Annotated in this window: 16 protein-coding genes; 2 read left to right on the plus strand and 14 right to left on the minus strand. The window is 35.7% G+C overall.

Features of this window, described 5'->3' with window-relative positions:
- Window positions 1–3: 3 nt before the first annotated feature.
- From NI468_RS04735 to NI468_RS04790, 12 genes are all read right to left on the minus strand, one after another.
- Window positions 4–1167, minus strand: a complete 1164-nt coding sequence (locus tag NI468_RS04735) for a restriction endonuclease subunit S (protein ID WP_253100298.1) — start codon at window positions 1165–1167, stop codon at window positions 4–6.
- Window positions 1164–2747, minus strand: a complete 1584-nt coding sequence (locus NI468_RS04740; protein ID WP_253100300.1) for a type I restriction-modification system subunit M — start codon at window positions 2745–2747, stop codon at window positions 1164–1166. Before NI468_RS04740 ends, NI468_RS04735 begins: the two co-directional genes overlap by 4 nt.
- A gap of 55 nt (window positions 2748–2802) precedes the next feature.
- Window positions 2803–6144 carry a type I restriction endonuclease subunit R gene (locus NI468_RS04745; RefSeq protein ID WP_253100301.1) on the minus strand — a complete coding sequence of 1114 codons (3342 nt, stop codon included), beginning with the start codon at window positions 6142–6144 and terminating at the stop codon, window positions 2803–2805.
- A 132-nt stretch (window positions 6145–6276) separates the two neighbouring features.
- On the minus strand, window positions 6277–8115 hold the full coding sequence (locus NI468_RS04750) for a hypothetical protein (protein ID WP_253100303.1): 1839 nt from the start codon (window positions 8113–8115) through the stop codon (window positions 6277–6279).
- A complete protein-coding gene (locus NI468_RS04755) occupies window positions 8112–10604 on the minus strand; it encodes an AAA family ATPase (RefSeq protein ID WP_253100305.1) in 2493 nt (830 codons plus the stop codon). Before NI468_RS04755 ends, NI468_RS04750 begins: the two co-directional genes overlap by 4 nt.
- A gap of 7 nt (window positions 10605–10611) precedes the next feature.
- Window positions 10612–12129, minus strand: a complete 1518-nt coding sequence (locus NI468_RS04760; RefSeq protein WP_253100306.1) for a hypothetical protein — start codon at window positions 12127–12129, stop codon at window positions 10612–10614.
- Complete coding sequence (locus NI468_RS04765) at window positions 12113–15451, minus strand: DEAD/DEAH box helicase (protein ID WP_253100307.1); 3339 nt, start codon at window positions 15449–15451, stop codon at window positions 12113–12115. The genes NI468_RS04760 and NI468_RS04765 overlap by 17 nt, the downstream gene beginning before the upstream one ends.
- 4 nt (window positions 15452–15455) lie before the next feature.
- Window positions 15456–16868, minus strand: a complete 1413-nt coding sequence (locus NI468_RS04770; protein ID WP_253100308.1) for a protein kinase domain-containing protein — start codon at window positions 16866–16868, stop codon at window positions 15456–15458.
- 2 nt (window positions 16869–16870) lie between these two features.
- Window positions 16871–17545 (minus strand): PP2C family serine/threonine-protein phosphatase, encoded by a 675-nt coding sequence (locus NI468_RS04775; protein ID WP_253100310.1) that lies wholly within the window; start codon window positions 17543–17545, stop codon window positions 16871–16873.
- Between the two features lie 29 nt (window positions 17546–17574).
- Complete coding sequence (locus NI468_RS04780; RefSeq protein ID WP_253100312.1) at window positions 17575–18255, minus strand: vWA domain-containing protein; 681 nt, start codon at window positions 18253–18255, stop codon at window positions 17575–17577.
- 137 nt (window positions 18256–18392) lie between these two features.
- A complete protein-coding gene (locus NI468_RS04785) occupies window positions 18393–19154 on the minus strand; it encodes an alpha-ketoglutarate-dependent dioxygenase AlkB family protein (RefSeq protein WP_253100314.1) in 762 nt (253 codons plus the stop codon).
- Window positions 19147–19956 carry a hypothetical protein gene (locus NI468_RS04790; protein ID WP_253100315.1) on the minus strand — a complete coding sequence of 270 codons (810 nt, stop codon included), beginning with the start codon at window positions 19954–19956 and terminating at the stop codon, window positions 19147–19149. Before NI468_RS04790 ends, NI468_RS04785 begins: the two co-directional genes overlap by 8 nt.
- Window positions 19957–20194: 238 nt before the next feature.
- On the opposite strand from NI468_RS04790, the gene NI468_RS04795 reads away from it, so the two are divergent.
- Entirely contained in the window at window positions 20195–20740 is a 546-nt protein-coding gene (locus tag NI468_RS04795; protein WP_253100317.1) for a thermonuclease family protein, read from the plus strand.
- 90 nt (window positions 20741–20830) lie between these two features.
- Complete coding sequence (locus NI468_RS04800; protein WP_253100319.1) at window positions 20831–22132, plus strand: coiled-coil domain-containing protein; 1302 nt, start codon at window positions 20831–20833, stop codon at window positions 22130–22132.
- A 50-nt stretch (window positions 22133–22182) separates the two neighbouring features.
- Here the strand turns inward: NI468_RS04800 and csm6 are convergent, their stop codons facing one another.
- Together csm6 and NI468_RS04810 are read right to left on the minus strand one after the other, a co-directional pair.
- Window positions 22183–23319, minus strand: a complete 1137-nt coding sequence (csm6, locus tag NI468_RS04805) for a CRISPR-associated ring nuclease Csm6 (RefSeq protein WP_253100322.1) — start codon at window positions 23317–23319, stop codon at window positions 22183–22185.
- 11 nt (window positions 23320–23330) lie between these two features.
- The gene (locus NI468_RS04810) at window positions 23331–23882 is read right to left on the minus strand and encodes a hypothetical protein (RefSeq protein ID WP_253100325.1); all 552 of its coding nucleotides are present in this window, start codon (window positions 23880–23882) and stop codon (window positions 23331–23333) included.
- Between the last annotated feature and the right edge of the window lie 32 nt (window positions 23883–23914).

A 23914-nucleotide genomic window follows, 5' to 3' on the forward strand; every position in this document is an offset into this window, starting at 1 on the left:
TTTTTACAGTGTTCCATTAAATGCTTTTTGCTGTAATGAATTAAAAAAATCATTACTCTTTTCTAAAGAAATTCTCATCGCTTGCTTTTGAGCTCTTACAGCCTTAGCAAATTTATCAAACTTTAAAATTTGCGATTGTGATGCATCAGGAATTAAAAAAGTTTTGAAATCTGTGGGTGAAATATGCGGAATCGTTGTTTCCGTCACATTACAATGATTTTTGAAATTATGGCTATCAAGTAAATGATATATAAAGTTTGAGTAACTAGATTCTTTAGACCTTAATCTTGCTACACGCTGAACTAACAAAATATCTTTGTCTTCTTCGCCAATCATAGAAATTTTAAAACCAGATGAAATCCATGGACGATCCATTGCGATCACAATGTCATCCTTTTTTAACTCAAATTTCTTAAATTTATCGTGCTCAGATGAATCCCAATAAGCAGTTGAGTTCCAATCAAGATATCCAGTTAAAACGTTAATACCTCGACAGAGCTTAATTCCAGAAGACTTAAAATCATTACTTTTAAAAGCAAAACCTGTTAAGAAATCAACTTTGTCAAGGAGATTAACTTTATCAATCCCTTTGTAGTCATTAGATTCATCACCAAACATATCAATAAACGTGGCTTGCAATAGCTCATCCAACTTTGCAATGGCTTGCTGACGTTTTTGGCGAATGGCATCGGCTTTATCCAGAATTGAAGCAATTCGGCGTTGTTCTTCTAATGGTGGTAATGGTATTAGAATCTTACCAACAAAAGCAGGCCTAGCTCTCAATAAAGATCCACCCACTCCTGAGACAGTTTCCATAAATTTTTTATTAAAGAAATCTGATATCAATAAATGTCTTAAATAATTCGGATAAATTTTCTCGCTACGAAATACAATCCATTCACCAGATGCAATTTGTCGATATCCTTTTGACTCATTAACCACCCACGCTCTACGTATATGTGGAACAATCTTCGATATCATTACATCATTGCACTGTACAATTTGTTTGGTGGAGCCTATATCCTTTCCTTTGATAATCTCAGTTTCTTGTTTATCGTATGAGGGAATACTATATAACTCAAAAGTTTCATCTTGAAATTTAAGGGGATTTACTGAGCCACCTTTTCTCAGCATTAAATTGCCAATCTCAATCACATCATAGGTCATTTAAGTAACTCCTCAAGCTCATTCATCCCTTGAAGAATTTCATTTTCTAACTGTTTGAGTTCAGCCAAAATTACTTTCGGGTCAGCATACTCAACCGTTTCATAGACGACTTCTTTATAGCGGTTAATCGAAAAATCAAACTTATTTGAAATAATCTCTTGAGCATCGACCACAAAGGCTTTTTTCGATTTATCGCCAAATTGCGCTGTAATTTCCTCTGCTGTGGCATTCGCCAACACAAGCTTACGATACGCTTTCCACTGCGCAATCACATCAGGTAAGTCGTTTGCCCCCTCACCTTTTAATGGCGTACGCTTATCATCTAAAGAATAACCATCCGCTTGAACATCGTAGAACCACACACGTTCAGTTGAGCCACCTTTAGTGAATAGCAGAATAGCAGTACTTACCCCTGCATAAGGCTTAAACACACCACTTGGTAAGCTAATGATGCCTTCAAGCTGGTTATTTTCAATTAAGGTTTTACGCAGTTGTTGGTGCGCCGTTGAAGAACCAAATAAAACACCATCTGGCACAATCACCGCCGCACGGCCACCAAGTTTTAAGGCACGTAAAATATGTGCCACAAATAACAATTCAGTTTTCTTGGTTTTCACCATTTTCAATAAAGGTGGATTGATGTTGGATTCATCCAAACTGCCTTTAAATGGTGGATTTGCCAAAATCACATCAAAGAAGTTTTCTTCTTGTTGTGGGTAATTGGCTTTAATCGACTTATTTAAGCTGTCTTGGTACAAAATATTGGCATTAGTCACGCCATGTAATGCCATGTTCATACTCGAAACACGAAGCATTGTGCTGTCAAAATCGAAGCCCCAGAACATATCATGGTTAATATGATCCATATATGGCGTGAGCAAATCACCAAGATAGTTTTTATTGCCATCTTCATCGACAACAACACCAAATTCACTTGAATGCTGACGGTTTAAATATTCACGGGTACGTGCTAAAAATCCGGCTGTACCACAAGCAGGGTCACACACGTTTTCCGTCGGTTGAACATCTGCGATCTCAATCATGGCATCAATGATATGGCGTGGTGTACGGAATTGACCGTTAATCCCTGCTGTAGTGAGTTTACTGAGTAGATATTCGTAAATATCCCCTTTCACATCACTTTGAATTAATGGCAAGGCATCGACCATGTTCACCGCAGAGACCAATACCGATTCATTTTTAATTTCTAAATCGGCATCCTGCATGTAGTCACCGATACTGCTGACACCTAGCGCATTTTGCTCAGATGCTTTTGAACCTAACTCTGCAAAAAATGGAAAAACTTTGCTTTTGAGATGCTGATGTAACTCTGAACCACTCAAGTTTTTAAAATTTTTCCAACGGAGCATCTGACCTTCTGGCGTTTGTGGGAACAAACGCCCCGTTACCGTTATACCTTTTGCTGCCTTGTTGTCTGCAATGTCTTCATGCATGTCGAGCATACGAGCAAACATCAAATAACTGATCTGCTCAATTACTGTTAATGGATTGGTAATGCCTCCGGTCCAAAATTTTTCCCAAAGTTTATCGATATCGTTGCGAATAGATCCAGTCAGCATAGTATTTCCAATAACAGCAGAGTTTTTATCAGTTTAATTGATCAAGGCAGTTTAATTAAGCAATGCGTTGCTCAGGTGGTTGTTTTTTAACAAAAGGCTTCATCACATGAATCAAATCTGTCACATCATCTGGTGTAAACAGACCATCAAGACTTAGTGGATGAACCCCTGTAAATGGCGCCTCATATAATTTATCAATCAGGATCCCGCCATTTTTAGCGATTTGATCTTGCAATAAAATTAAAAACCGCACTTGTTGAGCTGTGAGTTGCGGATGCTTGTGCAAGAATTCTCTAAAGTGTTTTTCAACAGCTAAAGGATCTAATCCGACAATGTCTTGTATGGTCAGATGTAATTCAGCCGCTGTACGCCCATAAAACTTATTCAGTACATCAATTTCAATATTTGGATGCGCAGATAAGACTGTCGAGGTCAACATCTGTAACTCACCTTCCTCAACAGGTTGTTGCTGACGGATTTTCTGTAATACCGTATTGCTTTCAATCATTTGATCTAAAATTTCTTTAAGTTTCTTACGGTAAAGCATTGCTTCGTTATTGCTGAGTTTCACCTGTTTTTCGACAGTTTGCACTTCACCATCTGAGGTTGTTGTGGTTGGTGTTGCCCACATCCCCCCTATGGTATTTCCAGCTTGTTTAAACTGCATGAGTAGTCTTAACTCTAGGCGTAAGTGCTCAAGCTGACTGACTGTAATTTCAGACCAATACAATTGTGTTTGTACTGCTTTAATCAATTCTGCTTTTTGTCGCACCGCCTGAATATTAACTGCAAGAGACGAGACTTCCGCAAGCACTTGAGCCTTACAGGTTTCATAAGCACTCGATTTACGGATCAACGCTTCTTGTGTAAGTGCAATTAGCTTATCGAAAGCAATCGCTTCTTTCTCTTTCAATACACGTGCATCCATCAACGGCGCAATTTGATCCAATAGAATATGCTGTGTCGCTGCACTAAATTCTTTGACCAACTGGGTTTGTTGTAATTGATGCACGACACGTAAGTTTTTCTTGACGGTAATGCTGTCATTTGGCAAATCATTAATATCCGCCATGAGTAAGTTGGTTGAAATCTCAAAACCGTCAATATTGCTATGAGTTAAAGCCGCTTTAGCAAAATCTAAACGTGCAAGGAACATCGCTTGTAATAAAGAAATCGACTTCACATCGATCGGCTCTTCATATTCTTCTTCAAAATATTTAAAGTTGCTGTAATGATCGAAAATATAAAACTCTTTCTTATCTTTACCCTCACCAAATAGATTTGGACAAAGTCGTGTACCACGACCAATCATCTGCCAGAACTTCACCCATGACATGATAGGTTTAGCAAAGACCAAATTCACCACTTGAGGCACATCAATTCCTGTATCCAACATATCTACAGATATTGCGATACGGAAATCATTATTTGGTTCTTTGAACTCCGTGATGAGTCGATCGACTTGATGAATCTTATTGTGAATCACCTTACATACACGCGCGCCATGCTGCGGATAAAGCTTACAAAATAGTTTTTCTAAATGCTCAGCATGATCCTGACGTTGTGCAAAGATAATGGTTTTACCAATCAAACTGCCATTGGCATCTTTGATGCCATTTTCCATCAAGTTTTCTAAAATAAGCGTATCTGTTGATTCACTAAAAATCTTCTTACCAATCTGACTTCCCTTGATCGTGGTTTGTTGAGCAATCTCCACCCCAAGGTCATCTTCGAGCTGTTGTTTTTGCTCTTCAGACAGTTGATTGTAATGAATCCCTTCACGTAAGAACTCGGTAGTGACATCTTTGACTTTGAAAGGCACTAAGTAAGCAGGATCATTTTCAATCGCTTTGTCTAATCCAAACTCAAATGTCGGTTGTGTATTGGCACAGTCAAACATTTGGAAGGTATTTCGACTGATAAATTTCACAGGTGTCGCAGTTAAACCTACTTGTAAGGCATCGAAGTAATCAAACAAATCTTTATAACGATTATAGATACTGCGATGGCTTTCATCGGCAATGATCAAATCAAAGAACCCTACATCAAACTGTGCAAAGCGATTCATCATTCCCGGATATGTGGCAATATAAATACGTGAATCTGTTGGTACTTTATTGGTATCGCCAATTACACAACGTGGTTCGCTCCCCAAGAAGTCTTTAAAAGCATCATCAGCTTGCTTACGCAATTCTCGTCGGTCGCATAAAAATAAAATACGCTGTGCCCAATGTTCTCGAATCAGCAACTCTGCTAATGCAATCGCGACACGGGTTTTACCCGTACCTGTGGCTTGAATAATTAAAGCCTTACGACCTTGATCCTGAAATTTACGACTTAATGTTTTAATCGCTTCAATCTGATACGAGCGTTCAACAATCGATAAATCAGGGTTATTTCTCTCTAACTCTTTGTTGGCAAATTGATGTTTGAAACGTAAATTTGCCAAACTATCACGGCTATAAAAACCATAAATTTGGCGGTAACTGTTATAACGTGCATCGTCCCAAATATAAGTTTCGTAACCATTGCTATAAAAAATCACGGGACGTTTATAGCCCATTTCCACTAAAGCATCAGCATAATGACGTGCTTGCTCACGACCTTGATGCACACTGACACTGGTTTTCTTTGCTTCGAGAACAGCAATCGGCTGGCCTTCTAAATCGAAAAACACATAGTCAACATAACCTTGTTTACCATCTTTCATCGTAACAGGGAATTCAAGTTGAACCTGTGCGGTATCCGTAATATCCCAACCCGCAGTTAAAACCATATTGTCGATAATAAATTTACGGGTTTTTTCTTCATTCCACTCTAAACTCTGAGCAACATCCGTGCTTCGTGCACGCTTTTGTTGAGCGAGTTCAGTCGTGATCGTTTCTGCTTTCAGATTCTTTAACCGCTCTCGATCTAGTTCTTCCCTTAACTTTTGATTCTCTTCATATTGTAAATTTAGTTCTTTTTCAGTCGCAGAGATCTTTTCGATATTTTTAAATTCTGGTAAAGATTCAAGAGATACTTTCTTATAGTTCACCATCAGATACTGCCCAATGCCAAAGGCTGTACCTAAACAGGCAAAAGCAGTTTTTTGGTTACCCAAGGCACCATGCGCTGTCAAATTACCTTGTTGTCTTAAGTAATCCAATTTATACAAGAGCGATGGCGTAATACTATTTTGAAAATCAGATGCAAACAACAAATCTGCAAAGTTCGCTTTAGCAATGCGAGGCAGTGATTCAAACTCATAAATAGACTTAACTACTTCTTCTGCAAAAGATCGCAAACGTGTCGTGGCACTCCCCGGATCTGTGTAAATCACTGCTTCAGCAAGTGCACCTAAGTCTGCTAAAAGTGGGAATTTTTCTCTTAAAAACTCAAAATTCTGAGATTGCATTACAGCCCTCATTTTTAATTTATTTATAAAATCATTATGTTAAAAATAACATGAATCTACGGATATATAGATAGGTAAACCACTTTCTACCAAGTCAAAACTTGATTTTACGTGCATATACTTCTAACACCATTACACTTTGAAAGTTAATTTCCATCTTCCACCATCTCTCCATTCTCCAGGAGCCTGTAAATAAAACTCTTTATTTTGATTGGCATCACTGACCAGTTTGTAATTCACCTCACATTCCGGATTTGTACATTCAGCAATAAAAGTTTGATTTGATGATCGTGGTTCAAAATTTGCCTTAGATAAGCAAATCGGGCAATTCGTAATATTGAGGTAATCATCATGTTGCTTTCGAATCACTTGATAAATATTCGCCGTATTTGCTGATATACATACGGATTCTAAAGTACTTAACTGCTGTGAACTGAGCATATTGATCAATTGTATTTGATCATCTTGATGCACAATATAAGCGTGTAAACTAAGTTCATTTCTAACAGACTGAGGAACTCTACCAAGTGGCAAAGCTTTTGAATAAGATTGCAATATCGGTTTATGCATCCACTCCAACACAATAACGATCAATTTTTCTACAGCTTCAAAATTAAACGGATTCACCCAAACTAATCGATTGAATTGATTAGATGCTTCTTCAGTACCTAATGCAAAAATGACGAGATTTGAATCATGCACTAATTCTTCTAAGCTACGTTCATCAATATTATTGGCTATTGGGACAATGTTTAAGACATCTCTTTGTGAACTCATTTTCCAAATTTTCAGCTCTTCATCCAATTTCAAAGTAAAATCTAAACCGCCTCTTTGAAGTGAATAGGTAGAACTTTGATCTCGCATTTTATGAATCTGAAAATCTAAGCTAGAGAACGCTTTTAGAATAATGAGTAAGCTGTACTTTTCAACATAATCATGCTGAAATTTCCAATAGCTTTCTTTTTTTTCCTTAAAACTTGGTGTTTTATTTTTTTGTTCATACAGCATTGACCATAAACGATTTAAGTGCCGATAATGTTGATCATAATTCAAGATATTGGTTTTATGCAGTTGATCAGCCACTTTACGATGCGGTGGTGGAATCTGTACATATAACCCTGAAGATTGAAGTTTTTTAATCGTTGATAGTAGCTGCTGATTATAAAGAATCGTTTCTTCGAGTTGAGACAAAATATTTTCAGTTTCATCTGCTGTCAGATTTTCTGCCCAAAGCTCACACAACTCATGACTCAGTTTATAATAGGTATCTGAAGCATCCCCTAAGCTTAAAGCTGCTTGAAGGTTAACTTGTTGCTCGACCAAATCATTTAAACGTGAAGCCACATAAAATCTTAATTTATCGAGTAACTGCGCAAATACCTTATTTTCATAAATCAGCAGTTCATCATCACTCACTTTGGCCAACACTTTTTTCGGCCGAATCCCTACCAGGCTACGTTGTTGCCAAGTTTCTGAATGCCCTGCCAAATAACGATGTGCATTATTTGAGATTTTTTTCGCACGGCTGACATCAACAAGCTCTTCGTCATAACGCATGTCCATACGAGGATTGTAAGCAATATGATGCAAGTGACCTTTTTCAATCACATCTTGGAGCATTTTTTCTAAAGGCTTTAATTGAGTTTCAGAATCAAAAACACTGTTTGGTACAAGCGGATTTGGTAAGTTCTGAAAAGACTCATTAATGCAGCATGTTTCAACAAGTTCACTAATATATTTGATCGATTCAGTAATGGTCAGTGTGATATCAGGTATATACGTATGTAGCGTTTTATTTGAATTCAATCGAACTGTACCACCATCAGCGAATAAGAAACTGAATTTTGGTAAAATCACAGATTGAATTTGCACATCCTGCTCTAGAACATACCGTTCAGGAACTATTGCATCAAGATGCAATAGTTCCTCTGCTTGTAAAGATTGTTGCGTAAGTCGATCTATAAGTTTCATAGATTACCTTTTAAACGCTCAACATCTTGATTCAGTAACTCTAAGCTCATCATAGGCTTTTCGCCCGTAAACCCTAGATCTGACCAAACTTCTTGTAAACACGAGATAATGTCTTCAATTTTCTCTGCTCGAGTATCATATCGACCGGTGACCTTCCCTTTACGGAACAGTTTAGTTGCAAATAGGTGATCAAGTGCTTCTGACACTGAGCCACCCATCTCGATATATACAGGAATAAAGCTATATGCTTGGCGTTCTAAACGATTTCCCCAACTTACATTGACCACCTTCAAAGCATCTTCAAGCAAACTATTTTGTAATTGTACAAAGATATTTTTCACCACAGCTTTATGCTTGTTTTGAGCCTGTTCGAAACTTTTAATTAATGAGGTAAATGAATACTGTTCTGTGTTGGCATTCGTGATATCAATTTCTTCTTCACTACGTTTAACTTCCATGACATGAGCACGATCGTAAGTTTTATCTGCAAATTCTTTTGTCGTTTCATCATGATTGGCTGTGCCAATAAACCATACATTTTGTGGAATTTTAATAGCGCGTTTATTGACAAAGAGTTCTGGTGCTTTGTCATTCGCACTATCTAACAAATTAATTTCTGCACGATCTGGGGTTTCCATCAACGATAAGAAATCAGCAAAATACTGTTCAGGCTGAGATAAATTCATCTCATCTAACAGAATGATCTGTAAAGTATCTTTAAATTTTGGCTGTTGAGCACGGTATAATGCTTGCAAAGCCTCCTTGGTATAAAAACGTTTTTCAAATGCATTAAAGTGACCTAATAAATCTTCACGGTCACGCCATCCTGCTTGTACTCGGACAATCTCACAGTATAATTTTTCTTGATCTTCCCCCATTGCATTGTTAATCGCTTTCGCAAATGCACGGGCCAAGCTGGTTTTACCTGTTCCTGATATACCTTGGAGCAAATGAAGCTTACTCATCGCTAAACCAGCAATAAATAAACGAATGTCTTTTAGGCTGTAGTAAAACTTTTGTTTAGCAATATTTGACTGCATGATTGATACAAATCGTTGAAGCTCTGGTACAACTTGCAGTCCTCTCGCTTCACTTCGGAAAATCTGATCCATTTCACTAAGGCTTTTAAAAGGTAATTCGCCTTGCTGTTTCTCTACTAAATCATCAATCTGTGTTCGCAACTGACTAATACTCGTATCTAGAACTCGCTTATGTTCTTCTAGAACTCGTTTTTCTTGTTGTAAATGATGTTTAGCCATGACACTTAAACGTGAGTTATTCAGCTCACCTTCCAATTCATTATTTTTTTGACGTAAATCAAAAACTTGTGATTCAAGATCATCACACAACTCTTCTAGTCGTTCGTTTTCTTCTTCTAAGCCTTCTTCTGTACGCTCACTTAACTTGATTCTTAATTCACGATTTTTTTCTCGTAAAGCAGTCAATTCTTCTTGAATTTCAAGTACACCTAAACCTTCAAGCTGTCTTTCTAAATCGGCATATTGTTGTAATTTTTCGGTTAAAGTATCAATTTCATCTAAGGCCTGATTATGACTGTGCTCTAAACTTTCATTAGATGACTTTAATTTGGTGACCTGCACACTAAATTCGCGCTGGATACTATTTTTTAAAGCTTCAATAGTCGCATCAAACTGATCTTGATCATTTTGCAGTTTTTGTTGCTCTTGTTCAATTTCAATCTGTTTAACAACCAGCTGATGCTGTACTTGTCCTAATTCTTGTTTTTGTTGCTCTTTCTCTTGAAGCCATTCATTTTTTAAGGTTTCAATTTCACTTTGTTGTTGTTCAATTATTTCTCGTCTCTGATTCACAAAACCAGCAAGTGCTTCAGCTTCTTTTATACGAAGATTCTCTTCGCATTCAAGTAACATTTTTTCTTTTTCTGCTAAGCGCTGTGCATTGACCGATAATTTATCTAATGCTTCAGCTTGAAGTCGATCTAATTCCTCACGCTTCTCTTCTAACGCTTTTTGTTTTTCAATCGCAAAACCTAACTCAGCATTAGCTTTAACCTCAGCTAACTCAACTAATTGTTGTTGTAATTTCAATTGACCAGATTTTAGATTTAATTTATCTAAAGCAACTTTTTTATTTTCTTCTATCAATTCAGCTTTTTTAAGATTGATATCTTGCTCTAAAATTTTGAGTTCTTGTTCTTGCTTTTGTAAACGATTTTCTTGTGTCATTAATCGTTCATCTTCATCTGCAAGCAGTTTTACTTTTTCCTCATAATCGATTTTTATTAGGCGTGATTCTTCTAGAGCGGATTCTAATTTTTGCAATGCATTATTCACTTCCTGACGTAATACTTCATCACGTAACAAGAGATCCTCTTTTTCTTTATCAACAATTACACCTGTGATTTGCTGAAATAAAGGCGAAATAGTAACTTTTTCTTTCGTCTCAACTTGACTCGATGGTATGCCGTTATTTTGAAAACGATTCGCTTTTTTTGATGCTTTTGCCATTTAAATATTACGCCTCAATTGCTGTATAAAATGAAATCCAATCTAAAGTAAATTCAGATAGATTTAATGCTGTTGTTATATCGACTTCTTCGCCTGAATCATGGTTACCCTCATTTCTTCGCTCACAAATTTCTATGAGTTTTGCTAAATCAGTTTGATAAAGATCACGACGTATTAAGGGATGTTGTGGATACTCTGATATACATAATAGATTTGAAAAAATAAGAGGTTTTAGAGAGACTCTCACTTCAGGAAATTTTCCTGCTGAATATCCATTCGCACTATATACCTGTGCAGAATTAACTTTTTTTAGCTTCTCCAAACTTTCTCCAGGAAAAAGCTCCCCTACTTGTAATATTAAAATGGTCTTCAATTGATCATAAGTTAACTTTAGAGGTGTTGTGTTTGCATGTTTATGCTTCCAAAAACATAGCATGTGTTTAAAACAGGCTTCTAACGCCTTTTGGCATTGGCTTAATAAGTCATCGATATCGTAGTAATTACCCGTTTGTTCCAATTTTTTCTTTCGCGTTAAAAGTCTTTTTAAATGTTGGGTTAGATTTTCAATACGTTCAGAAAATGGGAAATCCACAGACAGCTCAAAAGAGATTTCTTCCAATAAGCGAGTTTCAAACTCCTCTATTGTCTCTTCACTATCGATATCCTGTTTTAAATATTTTTTAATTTTTTTAGCAAAACCCTGATGTTTAGTTGCTAAATCGAAATGCAAACTTTGTATCCATTCATCATATTTAGATACGTGACATGGATCTTCAAGCTTGCAAACATGCGAGGAATCTAAACTTTCATCTAAATGCGATAAAATGAAAAATGCTTCAGGTTTTTGAGGGTAAAACTCGAAGTTTTTAAGATTCTGTCCATCTAAATATCTGCCTTTAGGATCATCATCACGTATTAAAGTTCCCCGCAAAGCCATATTATGATTTTTAATCGTTTGATTAATTTTATAAGGTGTCGGCGCTTGGGGTTCCTTGATTTCTCTAGGCTCAACTAGAAAAACATTAATGGATTTACCTGAATCTCGGCTTCCTTGGATATAAATATTTGAGTTGTTCTCTTGTACATCTAACAATGCAAGCTCATTGGGAATTAAGCGATGCCACAATTCCCCTGTAATTGCATCCTGTACCAAATAGTAGGCTTGTAAATCTTCAGTACGCTCAATTTCATCATCTAATGTCTGCACGCCCTTAGAAGTCAGCGTAATTTTTTGATCTTTTGCATCAAGCTGAATCAAGCCACGAGGTTCTAATTCTGTATCTATAATAAGGTTAACAAGTTCTACGTCTACACCAATCCAATTTGCTAGCTCTTGACGATCCTGCCGACCAATATGCAAAAATTCTAAAAGAGTCTTTTGAAAGACATTAATATCCGTTGTTTTGCCGGCAACAGGTGCCCAAATTCTCCAAATCCAGATTGGCAAAAAAACCATATTTTTTTCGGCATTACCTTTTGGAAAAGCATCATAATAAGATAAAAATTGATTAGAAAACTTTGCCATGCTGACCTCCACATAATTTTAAAAAGGCAGGTAATGCAGGCACTGCTTCCTGAGTTGCTGGATGTGCAACGAGTTCCTTGTCCCCTGTAACAATTAATAAAGAACGTTGACGACTGAGCGCAACGTTTAAGCGGTTATCTACGCGCAAAAATCCGTATGCACGTGTCAGTGCTTCATCTTTCTCACGATCATCTAAACCTTCGACATTAAAATCTTTTGGTAAAGTACGTACCAATGAAACAAAAACGACATCAAACTCTTTCCCTTGGAAGGCATCTACCGTTCCAATCCGTAAGCGTTCGTCTCCTATATTTTTACCAGTCGAAATGATTCGATAGTTTTCAGCAATTTTATTTCCAACTGTCAATCTGACTTGAGGATCTTCCATTGCTTTAAAAATAGATTGAATCTGTCCACTATAAAAGCTAATTACACCGACACTTAATTCAGGTTTTTCATCCAAAATTCTTTTTGCTTCTTGAGCAATCCATTCTGCTTCAGTTGACCGATGCCAACTGGTGCCTAAGCGTTGTTGCTTTTGATCCTGAATGCATTTGAAGCCACAAACGAGATCTTCATAGCCACTAATTGCATGGACAAAATCTGTCTCTGGTCTGCCAGACTTAATCGGCGGTAATTTATGATTTTCGTAAAAGTTTTTACTAATAAAATCGCCTAGAATAGGATGCATACGGAATTGGGTATCTAGCATGATCACCCGCTGAGGTTGTTGTTTTTCTTCTTCTAAACGTTGCATATTTTCAACTAAGCGCTGAAACAAGCTCTGCTCTAGCATTTCACTTTGTACCGTTTTCCAGTCTTCTTGTTGTGATAATTCTTTTTCAATTTTATCATCCAACATATGTGGTAATTGGCGATGATCCCCTACTAAAATTAAACGTCGTTTAGCCATTGCCATCGGAATCATTAAGTCTAAAGGCGTTGCTCTTGCCGCCTCATCGACAATCACATTTTCAAAAACAATGTTCTTATCAATAGCTTTTAAATCTTGCATCGCATTACCAGCAGCTTGCTGACAAGTTGCTGCAAGAACAGCGGTATAATGAGCTATCGTTTCCTTAATATCACCTGTAGAGGTCATTAAGCGATAACGATATTTATCCAAAATCATCAAATGTGCCAAGGTTTTTAACTTTTTAGCCTGATCATTAATGTCTTTGAGTATGTAATCTAGTTTTAGACAGTCGCTTTCATCTAATAAACGTTGTAAATGTGTTGGTCTAAAATCAGGCAAACATCGATCAATAAGTGTATTTTTTAATTTTATTAATGGGCTAAAATCAATTTCCTCATTCATATTTGAATGTATAAATTGTTCTAAAACCTTTTGTTCTTCAGCTAACAAAATTGTTTGTTTCTGATCTTGCTGTTGTAATAGCTTTAAGGATGCTAGTAATAAGCGACAGCGTTGAACACCATCATCAATAAAACTAGAATTTTTTGTACGCAATGAATAAATGAGCGGATAAAGCTCTATCATTTTTGTTGCAATAGACAATGATTGTTTTGGTTGTTTAAACTCCTCCCACCATTGCTTTAAATCATGAGATAGATAAATTTTATATTTATCAGCAAGTTGATCTAAGATATTTTGTATTTCAAAGATACTTTTTTGTTTTTGCTCTGTAGAACCAAAACGCAGTTTAAGTAAATGTTCTTCTAGATTACGGTATAAACTTATGAAGTCATTGTTCCGAATTAACTGATTTAGCTCTTTCTGAATTGGTGTAGCCCATTTTTCAATTGTATCTACTCCAGTAGGATCATCGTCATCATTTCTAATTTTCCCACCTACTCGCAAGCCCGCGATCCCCATCACATTACTGCGATCTACGACATTATCAACGGCATCATGCTGATAACTCGTGAGTAAAATACTACGTTGAATCGATTCATGAGATAACTCACTAATACGTTGCTGTAATGCAGTGATCACCTGAGTTTTACCAGTTCCAGGTGGACCAATGATAATTGTCAAATCAGAGCTATTTAAGGTTAACTCTATGGCTTCTTTTTGTTTAATGGTCGGACGTCCACCTTTAAAAAGCGCTTTGGTTTTAGGGCTCTTCCATTTTTCTTTTCGCCAATTTCTAGCTGGTTGTTCAACTTCTATCCCTTGTAAGAGACCATGTAAGCTTGGCATAGGATTACGGCGACTGATAATTAAATTAAGCGCTTCTTGTTGTCGCTGACGCTGAATTTTGACCGCAAATATAGATAAGTATAGAAAGCCTTGCTTAGTATCCTGATCTAACGGTGGACGTCTATCTCTTTTTTCTGCGAATTTCAACAAAATGCGGTTATTCTGTGGCTCAATATGGATGATTTCAGCGCACCAAGCTTTTTTTTCAATTTCCAAGCCTGTTTCTTTTACATCCAATTGATTATCTAACCAATCAGCAATATTCAAACTTAATTGTACTTGCTCATCTTTTTTTCGATCTAAGCGATCCCATTTTTTTTCAAAATCTAATAATTTTTCACGATCATCAACATAAATATACCAATAACCAGTTTTATGTGCCTCTTCATAAGAACAATATTTCAAGTAATTAACTTGATTGCCACGACGTACCGCGTCTTCCCATTGAGCATTACTATATTGCTTCCAAACTTCAATATAGTCCCCATGTTGAGCTGTATGTTCTTTTAATGCAATTTCATGAGCCAAATTATCCATTCTTTTTGCGATTGAACGATCTTTGAATTGTAATTCACCCTGTAAAACTACTAAACGATAATTGCCTCTAGGTCGTTTTTTACTAATCTTATCTACTTGCCAATAACCTTGGATTTCATTAATTTCTAATTGATGATTTTGACCGATTAATAAAATTTGACGCTCATTTTGATTGGTATAAAAAATGGAGAACGCCATAAATTTGGAGTCATCAAGAGCAACTAAAAACTCTTCTTTAAGCCAATCTATTGCAAACTGAACATCATTTTGCGCAATTTTCCCATCATCTGCGAGTACATGGGTAATTGCTTCATCAATGGCAATATCTAGATCTAAAAAAGTATGTGCATCTGGTATGAAACCAGATAAAAATAGCGTTGTATCTTGTTTTTTAGTAAAAAACCACAACCCACTTTGTTTAATTAATTCTTTTGCCGATGATGCTGTAATAGAATTGGTTGAGTTCAATTCTATAGGATTAATGTGATTTTCAAATTCTAAATAACACTGTTCATCTTCTAAAAACAGGTGAACTTGATGATTTTCAGAAATATCTAATTTTTCCAAACACTCAGCTTGAATCACTTGTAGCTGAGCAAGTTTAAACTCATGTAATTTCATAACACTACCAAGTGAAACGCCAAAAGAATGAATGCATTTTTTCACTATTCATTTGTAAAGAAGAATGCGTGATCAGAAGATCTTTATTGCCTTTTTGATGATTTTTTAATATCTGCGTCTTATGTAAAGTATAAGATTTTGTTCCATCCACATTTTGCAATATGACATGATCATCTGTTTCAGGCGTAATTTTTAATCCATCTTCCGTTAAGGCAATCCTAAACCAAGGTTTAAGCATTTCATTATCAAAATAGCTATGAGGATCATGATAAATTGCTTTCTCTTGCCCTAAACTTAAAAACATTTGTTCAGAACTAGCGAACCAAGGCTGTTCAGCCATTAAAGCATCTTGATCATAGCCCCAGTATCTTAAGCGTATATATTCATTTTTTTCGTGAAAGGTATTACAAAATGGGCAAGTCACACGCTGATTGACTATAAAACTACTACGACAATCTTCTTGCTGACATGTTAGAAGTAAAGAGAGAGTTCTATTTAACTCGTAATGCCACTCTACCATCGTAGGGCGTTCATTTAACTTTTCTGCTAAACGACTTGATCCAAAGCAACGCTGAAATAGGCTAAATAAACGTTTATTTAGCATTTCAAATACTGGAAAACCTTGTACTGCTATTTCATTTGAAGCATCTTTAACATCAAAAACCCAAGGAAATTCTCCCCGTGCAGCTTTTTCCTCAGCAATATCTGGATCTTCATCCTCAACAGCAATTCCATGATTGAATGGATGAGTATGTGTTAATAACTGAAGTGCGATGACAGCAAATGACCATGCATCTGTTTGTACATTTGTTCCCGTTTCATTGCGAATCAGTTCGGGGGCTGCATAACCTTTGGTATAGAAATGATGCTGATGAGATTGCTCCGCATAATGAATATTATCTGCATCGATTAGCCACACTTGATGATGCTCAATTGAAGTTGATACAAAAATATTATTAGGTGATAAATCCCCAAACGCCAAACCTTTGCCATGCAACTTAGCTAAGGTTTCAGCAAGTTCTTTTAAAATCAGTAAGCGACGTGCGAAGCTACCTGTATCTCTATACTTAATAAGATCAAGCTGCCCTTCTAAGGTGTATATACGTTCTATTTGTGCAGAAAGCGGTTCTAAGCCATCCATAAGCTCCATCACGTAACCAGCACGATTCTTTAATGTTAATAAACTTAGTGGCAAAGCAATTTTTAAATCTCGAAGTGGTAAACGCATAACATTTTGAAATTGCTTACGTACTTCTCTTAATTGAACTTCTGGCAGTACATTTGTAATTTTTACTACTAAGTTAACTTGGTCTGTTTTTAAAACTGTACCTTGGCCACCTTCTCCAATCATTCCTAGAAGTTCATAAGTACCTCCCTGGAGGTCATTTACGATTCTTTTTTGCTTTTCATTCGTCATCTTTATTTTTTCCAAAAAACTATGCCAATACTTTTATCATCACTGTGTTGGGGTGTAGGCCAATGGTGCAGCTCGTGTTGTATATACTTTTTTATTCGCCTTACACTTTGCAATGTCGCTTTTTGGATCAACGTCGATGTAAATAACTGTTCATTGAACAAATCATCACTTATCCCGTCTGTAAGTAACACGATGCCGTGTTTTTGGCTGGTTAAATAAATTTTTTTATAAGCCCAATCATCCCATTTTTTTGAATAGCCCAATGCATTGGTCTGATTGCTAAATAAATCATCGGATTTCAAACTAACGCGACCAAAACTTTCTGTTTGATAATAAATAGCACCATCGCCCAACTGAAATAGTCTTACCTCACCCTCTCCACTACCCCATGCAAAGAGACAAGTTGTCGCTGCATCAGTTGGTAAGATGTTTTTTTCTTTCAAAAGTTTTAACCAATGTAAATATATTTTCTTTGCTACGTCTTTTTCAGCTAAAGAAAAATCGCAATGCTTTAAAACATTACATACTGATTGACAAGCTAAGGTTGATCCAATGTGGGATAAGGGCTTAGATCCCATTCCATCACACACTGCAATACACCAATTCTTGTTCCAAAACCGGTGCATCACAGCATCTTGATTAGAGTTTTTTTCGCGTAAATTGCGTGGACCAATCACTGAAACTGAACATAGTGATAAATACACGATTAAAAATCACTTAGATCTAATTCATCATCAGGTAATTTTGAAAAATCCACCGTTGGAAGTTGATTAGGGGTGTTACTTTGTGAACGACTACTAACGCTCATGCTGACCGCTCTAAAGAAACGATGTATTTCTTTTGCATTGTGTGCTTCAAATACTTCTGATGCTTCTAAATCATTTACAAATGCTTTTAACATATTTTTATCAGCACCTGTTCCTATAGCCATAGCCATACGTGATGCTTTCTGTGCTCTATCAGAATTTTTCAATTTATCAAAAGAAGCTTCCCAATTGTCTGTAGGAATACCATCAGAAATAAGAACAATTGTTGGTTTATATGCACGACTAGGAATAATATCTTTATTCTCAATCATCTCTACAGCCAACTCAAATGCCCCTCCCATTGGGGTTCCACCTGAAGCAACTAAATCATTTGTTTGATTAATTTGCCATGCAGGAGTCAAAGGGACATGTACTTCAGCTTTTAAACCGCCAAAAGTGATAATAGAGACTTGGATTTCAGCATTTAAACGACTTTCTTGAGATAATGTATTAAGAAAATCTTTTAAAGCAGCATTAAGTGCTCCAATATTATTATCTTGTGTCATACTTCCGCTGACATCAGCCAAAATAATAACTGGTAAAGGTCGTGCTGTTGCCACCGCAAATTGTTGCATTGCCATTCTTTCTCCCCCTCTGAATAATTTAATATTCGTTTTACAAGAACTTATTTATTATTTATAACAATATTATATGATCTTAATCACATAATATTTATGAATTTAATTGACCATTTAGTCTAATATACGAAGAAGATTATTTAATCCCGAATCATTCTAAAAGTAAGATTAAATCTAGAATGCTGTACTTTCTTCCGTTTCGGTACCGCATGTTCCCAAAAGTGTTGCATTTCACCGGACATGATCAGCAAACTGCCATGTTGTAATGGCACAGTAAATTTAAGCTGGTGGTCGTCTTTATGACGTACTTGAAAATCACGGGTTTCACCAAAGTTCACAGATGCAATCGTCGGATTTTTACCTAACTCTGGTTCATCATCTGTATGCCAATTTAAATAGTCTTCACCACTACGATACCAATTCATTAAGACACTATTAAATTGTGTACCGGCGACCTTTTCGATTTGTTCTTTGATATACAGTAAACCTCTATTCCACGGATTCGGCTGTGACAGAATGCCTGAATACTTATAGGCTTTACCCTCATCTCCATACCAACTGGTTAATCTTGGTAACGGAATTTTTTTACCATAAAGATTAATAAAATCCTGCTTCCATAAAATATTTTTAAATTTTACCTGTTTAAGATCATCGGGTTGAATTTTGCTCCAATCAACCTGCTGCGTCTCATAAGTATCATTTTCTAAAAAATATTCTACCGATCGATCACTGATTTTCTGAGCAAAAAACTGAGATGCGTAAAAGAGCACACCATTCGGAATCTGAATGATAAAGCCTTGGCGTGACTCATCCCATTGACTAGAAAATCCATTAACATCCGGCAAAACAAATGGCAATTGATTTGGTGATGCTTCAATCGAGCTTTCAAATAAATCAAGCATAATAATTATTCTCAATTTTAATGAAGAAATAGATATGATTCATGTTGTGACTATCAGTAAAACGCCCCAAGTGAGCATGACTCAATTTAAACTCTTCATTCTCATCTGGTTGATAGGTATGAATAGCATTATAAAGCGCTTTAATTCGTGGAGAACCACCTTTGAAATTACGATCACTACTGATAGCAATCACATAATGCGTACCACCGTCTTTTAAAATCTTATTAAAGACTTCAAATTGATCAAAGCTATCTATATCTAGTACATTTGAAAATAAATGTATATTCATCTTTTCAGGATTGATGCTGAGCTCTTCAGTTTCTAAATCATCGAGTTCTTTGTTAATCGAGTGAACTTGCGTTTGAGGTAAGGCACACCCAATAATGTGGCTCGCACGTTGAAGCGCAATTTTGGAAGGTTCAATTAATGTTACATCATCAACAATGCCTTCTAAGCCAGTGATGTTTTCCAATAGAAGTAAGGTTGCTAAGCCCTGTCCACAACCGTAATCAAATATATGGACATTTTCATCTTTATTATCACTCAACATCTCCACTGTCTTAGGCAAGGTCTGCTCCCATTGACGTTGAACCATTAATCCATATGAGTAAAGATATTGATTCAATAAATCTTGACGATGAATCGTTAAGCGGCCTCGGTCTAGCTCGTCACGCTTATTACTATCAATACCCGCAAAATTGCGTAAGGTTCTGAAGTTTAAATTAGATGTATTTAAGGTTTTTTTCTGAATTGCATTGATTACTAGATCATGGTGGACTGCATGGATTACTAAATTATTCATAACTTACCCTTAATTTATATATTCGTTGTCATGGGTAAATCATATTTATATTTATAAAATAAAATTTGATATTGGAAGCTTGCGATTAATTAGAAGTTAATAAAATGAAAATAGTTTAAAAAATCACAGTTTTTTGCTCATCACGGATGATTTTTAAACAGATATCTCCTTATACTTATGTAAGCTTACGAAGTAAGCTTAAAAACACACAAACAATTAGCCCATCATTGGTAATTAAATGTTCAAAACAATTCTAAATTCCTGGCTATTTTGCAGTTCCTTGTTCTTTCTTTCATCCTGTCAGACAGCTGATGAACAGCTATTACCTTGGGGATACAACAATAAAATGGTTATTCATCATTATCAGGTCTTAGATGGAGATACCATTTCAGGTGTGAACCCAGAAGGGAAAGTGATACGTATTCGTTTGACTGGGATTGATGCCCCAGAGAATGATCAACCTATGGGGAAAGAGAGCCATAAAAGTTTAGAACAATGTTTAGCAGGAAAACCTCTGATAATTAATTGGAGTACTATTGATAAATACGACCGTTTGCTTGCTAAAGTTATAGCAGAAAAGCAAGATTGTAATTTAGTCCAAATTCAAAATGGTTACGCATGGCATTATAAGTATTTTGAAAATGATCAGCCTTCGATAGATCGTATGAACTATTCGAAAGCTGAATCAAGTGCACGAACAAAAAAAGTAGGTTTATGGAAATCTGAATGCCCAACACCGCCATGGGATTGGCGACGCAAGAGAATTATCGATTGTAGCAAATAAAGAAATTAATCAAATTTCACTTTATTTTTCCTACATATAATTATTAGAATAGTTAGATATATTAATAATTTATAAATTGTAGGGCAATTCATGGTGAAGATCAAACATATTAACTCTGATAAATTTCTTTATCTAAAAATTTTTCTTTTTGTACTATTTACTCTGTTTATTTCAACATTTTTGAATCAAAACAAATATTACAAACAATTAGAAGAGTCCAGAAAATATCATTATCGTGATGTAATATTCGTATTCGAAGCAATGAATAAAGAATGCCTCAAGAACAAATCAGAACAACTTTGTTTCGATCAATTTTTTAATGCGTTAAACACTTATAGTAACCGGGGCACAATTTCTTTACATGACCGCAATAATAAGCTGATTCTAGAGAAAAAAGATGAGTCAATTTATGATCATCGCACACCAGTAACAGTAACCCATACCTTTTCAGAATTTAAAACTCTTCGGCCAAGATTGGAAATTTCAAAACTTACTGGCTACTCAAATCTTTGGTTAAACTCTTTAAACACCATGACCTTTTCATCTTGGAACTATATCCAAGATTTTACAAGCAGAGTTACAGGTAATGGACCTGTAATTGAAGGAATGTCTTGGTATGAGTTCGCTCAAAAAGTAGCATGGGAACGTTTCTATCCTTCTCTACCTTTCGTTTTTATTCTTTTAGGTGTTGCTCTGTACGGTGGCTGGCGCAGATATCAAATTGAAAAAATAAATATCAAGTTAATTAAACAGCAACAGCGTTTAAATCAGGAAAAATTTGAACTAGAAAAATCTGTTCAAAAATTGAATGCAGACTTGGAAGAAAAAGATCACGAGGCGTTTTTACTTAACTCAAGTATCCAAAATCTTAATGTAAAAATTGAAAATTCGGTTGATCGTAAAGAAATCGATGCTTTATTAGCTGAAAAACAAGAACTTGAAAATGAACTTCTAAATAATGAAAATGAAAAATCTAAACTTTTAGCAGTACTTGGTCAAAAGGATCATGCTCAACAGGAATTACAAAATCGTATTGAGGAATATGAAATTAAGCACGGTTTTACTTTAGTTGGGGAATTTGTGCGATATTGGACTTATTTCGAAAAACAACTTCAACGTTTATGCTCTAGAGAACTTCAACAACAACGAAATAACTCTAAAGGAAAAGCAGTATCTGCTTCATCAATGATTGATGACCTATATAATCAGGCAATCATTAATCAAAGCTTGCGTGATGACTTACACCTAGTCCGTAAATTCCGTAATAGCGTTATGCATACATCTAATGTTGATGATGAAAGTGATTATCAACATATTATCCATGATTTAAAAAGTAATATTAAAATCCTTGAACAAGCCATCAATAGATTACAAAAACAGGATCTTTATTAAACTAACGTTAATGATTAAAAAGGCAGCTGCTTACAGCTGCCTTTTTAACATTAGAAAAATATAATGCGATCCTTAAAATTATCTTTTATAGTAATGTCCTCTCTCTCAATCGGGAGATAAAAAGGCATACTTCTGCCATTTTGCTTTGGTACGATTCTAGCTGCCAACTCTACACCTAATTTTTTTTCTAGATGTTTTTTTAGCTTAGACTTTGTTGACTCAAAAAACTCTTTATTCACAACTATAGAAGTATCACCGCCTTTAAGCTCATCATAATGTTTTAAATATTCGTCAGTTAGCTCTTCTACAATTTGAATCTCTGCAGCAGAATTATTCCCCTTTGCCTTACCTGTTGGTGCTTTAATACCAGCTTGGCCTTTAAGTTTATTGTCAGCAAACCACATTAGCATGGCCATTTCTCTAGCCGGAATATCAACCTGTTCTCCACCATTAACCCTAATATATTGATACGTGACATCAATCTCTAATGAAAGATTTTGATGAGATTGGTTAATTTGTTCTACGACATCTGAAAATTGGTAGGTGTCCATTTTAAGCGGATGGGTTTCTGGCAATGCATTTCTTAAGCGTACAAAAGGGATGTTCGCCAAAAAGACTTTAGCCTGCTGTGCATTTAATCGTTCTTGTGACATATTTTTGCCAACATAATGCTCATATGGCGTTGGATAGTAAAAGCCATCTGCAAATTCGAACTCTTCTGATACTAGAACATGTGACATACTATCTTGAGCTCTACCATACAACGAAAGTGCGTAGCCTGCATAAAACCCCATCGTTTTACGACCACCTGCGATAGACACATGTAACTTAGAATTATCATCTTCAGTAAATAACTTAATCAAACGACATGTTTCATTAGCAGCCAACTCATTATCATCTAAAGTCTTAAGATCCTCTAACTCTTTTCCTTGATAACTGATGACATGGACAGTGGAATCATCAAATCTGATGTTTGATAATTGATAATCTTTAAGAAATTGCTCAAAAATACCATCATTAAACAAACGAGATCGAATTTGGATTCTTCCTTTCGCCGTAGTCAACACATGTATTTCAGTTGGAATCCATCTGTCACTATTTTCAGGATCAGCAGCCAATGCATACAGGGTTTCCGTGATGATTTGTGGTGTCATTCCTGTAACTAAAAATAAAATATTCTTTTGCATGTGCCTTTTCCTTACTTTGTACTCAGTAATATTTCGAACAATTGATCACAGCCTTTAACAGGGTTTGATTCTATAACGTTTTCTTCAAGATAATATATCTTCAGATTTTCAAACTCATATTTCTGGATATTTTTAAAGATATGCATATATTTCTGATGTTTCTCATTAACATCTATACTATTTCCTATATAAATAACTTTGTTAGGAACTGGTACGGGATGCAGTTCTGTTAATAAATTTCTAATATGTGCTTTTGCTAAATAGTCTTTACTAGGCCAGTTTTCGATTAAGTTTGTGAAAATACTACCTATTCCAATAATTACACCACTATTAAATTTTATATGTTTTAAATGATATTTTGCTCGGGAGACCAACAAGTCTGATGTAAAAACTTTATTATTTGAAAATTTAAGAAAAACTTGCTCCCACCAAACGTAAGATGGCATTGGGGCTAAAGGATGAAACACATCAACAGATTCATTTCTATTTTTATAAAATTCCAAGCACTGAGTGAATAATTTTCTTTTAAGCAACTCATTAGTGCCTTCAAATGCAATATACATAAAAGTGGCCTTTTGTTGTTATATCTGTACGA

It is taken from the genome of Acinetobacter lwoffii (genome assembly GCF_024129355.1).
GTDB lineage: Bacteria > Pseudomonadota > Gammaproteobacteria > Pseudomonadales > Moraxellaceae > Acinetobacter > Acinetobacter lwoffii_I.

What these genes read in the sequence shown, in the direction of transcription:
- NI468_RS04735 (WP_253100298.1), bottom strand. Translation starts at nt 1,167, where the DNA reads ATGACCTATGATGTGATTGAGATTGGCAATTTAATGCTGAGAAAAGGT.
- NI468_RS04740 (WP_253100300.1), bottom strand. Translation starts at nt 2,747, where the DNA reads ATGCTGACTGGATCTATTCGCAACGATATCGATAAACTTTGGGAAAAA.
- NI468_RS04745 (WP_253100301.1), bottom strand. Translation starts at nt 6,144, where the DNA reads ATGCAATCTCAGAATTTTGAGTTTTTAAGAGAAAAATTCCCACTTTTA.
- NI468_RS04750 (WP_253100303.1), bottom strand. Translation starts at nt 8,115, where the DNA reads ATGAAACTTATAGATCGACTTACGCAACAATCTTTACAAGCAGAGGAA.
- NI468_RS04755 (WP_253100305.1), bottom strand. Translation starts at nt 10,604, where the DNA reads ATGGCAAAAGCATCAAAAAAAGCGAATCGTTTTCAAAATAACGGCATA.
- NI468_RS04760 (WP_253100306.1), bottom strand. Translation starts at nt 12,129, where the DNA reads ATGGCAAAGTTTTCTAATCAATTTTTATCTTATTATGATGCTTTTCCA.
- NI468_RS04765 (WP_253100307.1), bottom strand. Translation starts at nt 15,451, where the DNA reads ATGAAATTACATGAGTTTAAACTTGCTCAGCTACAAGTGATTCAAGCT.
- NI468_RS04770 (WP_253100308.1), bottom strand. Translation starts at nt 16,868, where the DNA reads ATGACGAATGAAAAGCAAAAAAGAATCGTAAATGACCTCCAGGGAGGT.
- NI468_RS04780 (WP_253100312.1), bottom strand. Translation starts at nt 18,255, where the DNA reads ATGGCAATGCAACAATTTGCGGTGGCAACAGCACGACCTTTACCAGTT.
- NI468_RS04785 (WP_253100314.1), bottom strand. Translation starts at nt 19,154, where the DNA reads ATGCTTGATTTATTTGAAAGCTCGATTGAAGCATCACCAAATCAATTG.
- NI468_RS04790 (WP_253100315.1), bottom strand. Translation starts at nt 19,956, where the DNA reads ATGAATAATTTAGTAATCCATGCAGTCCACCATGATCTAGTAATCAAT.
- NI468_RS04795 (WP_253100317.1), top strand. Translation starts at nt 20,195, where the DNA reads ATGTTCAAAACAATTCTAAATTCCTGGCTATTTTGCAGTTCCTTGTTC.
- NI468_RS04800 (WP_253100319.1), top strand. Translation starts at nt 20,831, where the DNA reads ATGGTGAAGATCAAACATATTAACTCTGATAAATTTCTTTATCTAAAA.
- csm6 (WP_253100322.1), bottom strand. Translation starts at nt 23,319, where the DNA reads ATGCAAAAGAATATTTTATTTTTAGTTACAGGAATGACACCACAAATC.
- NI468_RS04810 (WP_253100325.1), bottom strand. Translation starts at nt 23,882, where the DNA reads ATGTATATTGCATTTGAAGGCACTAATGAGTTGCTTAAAAGAAAATTA.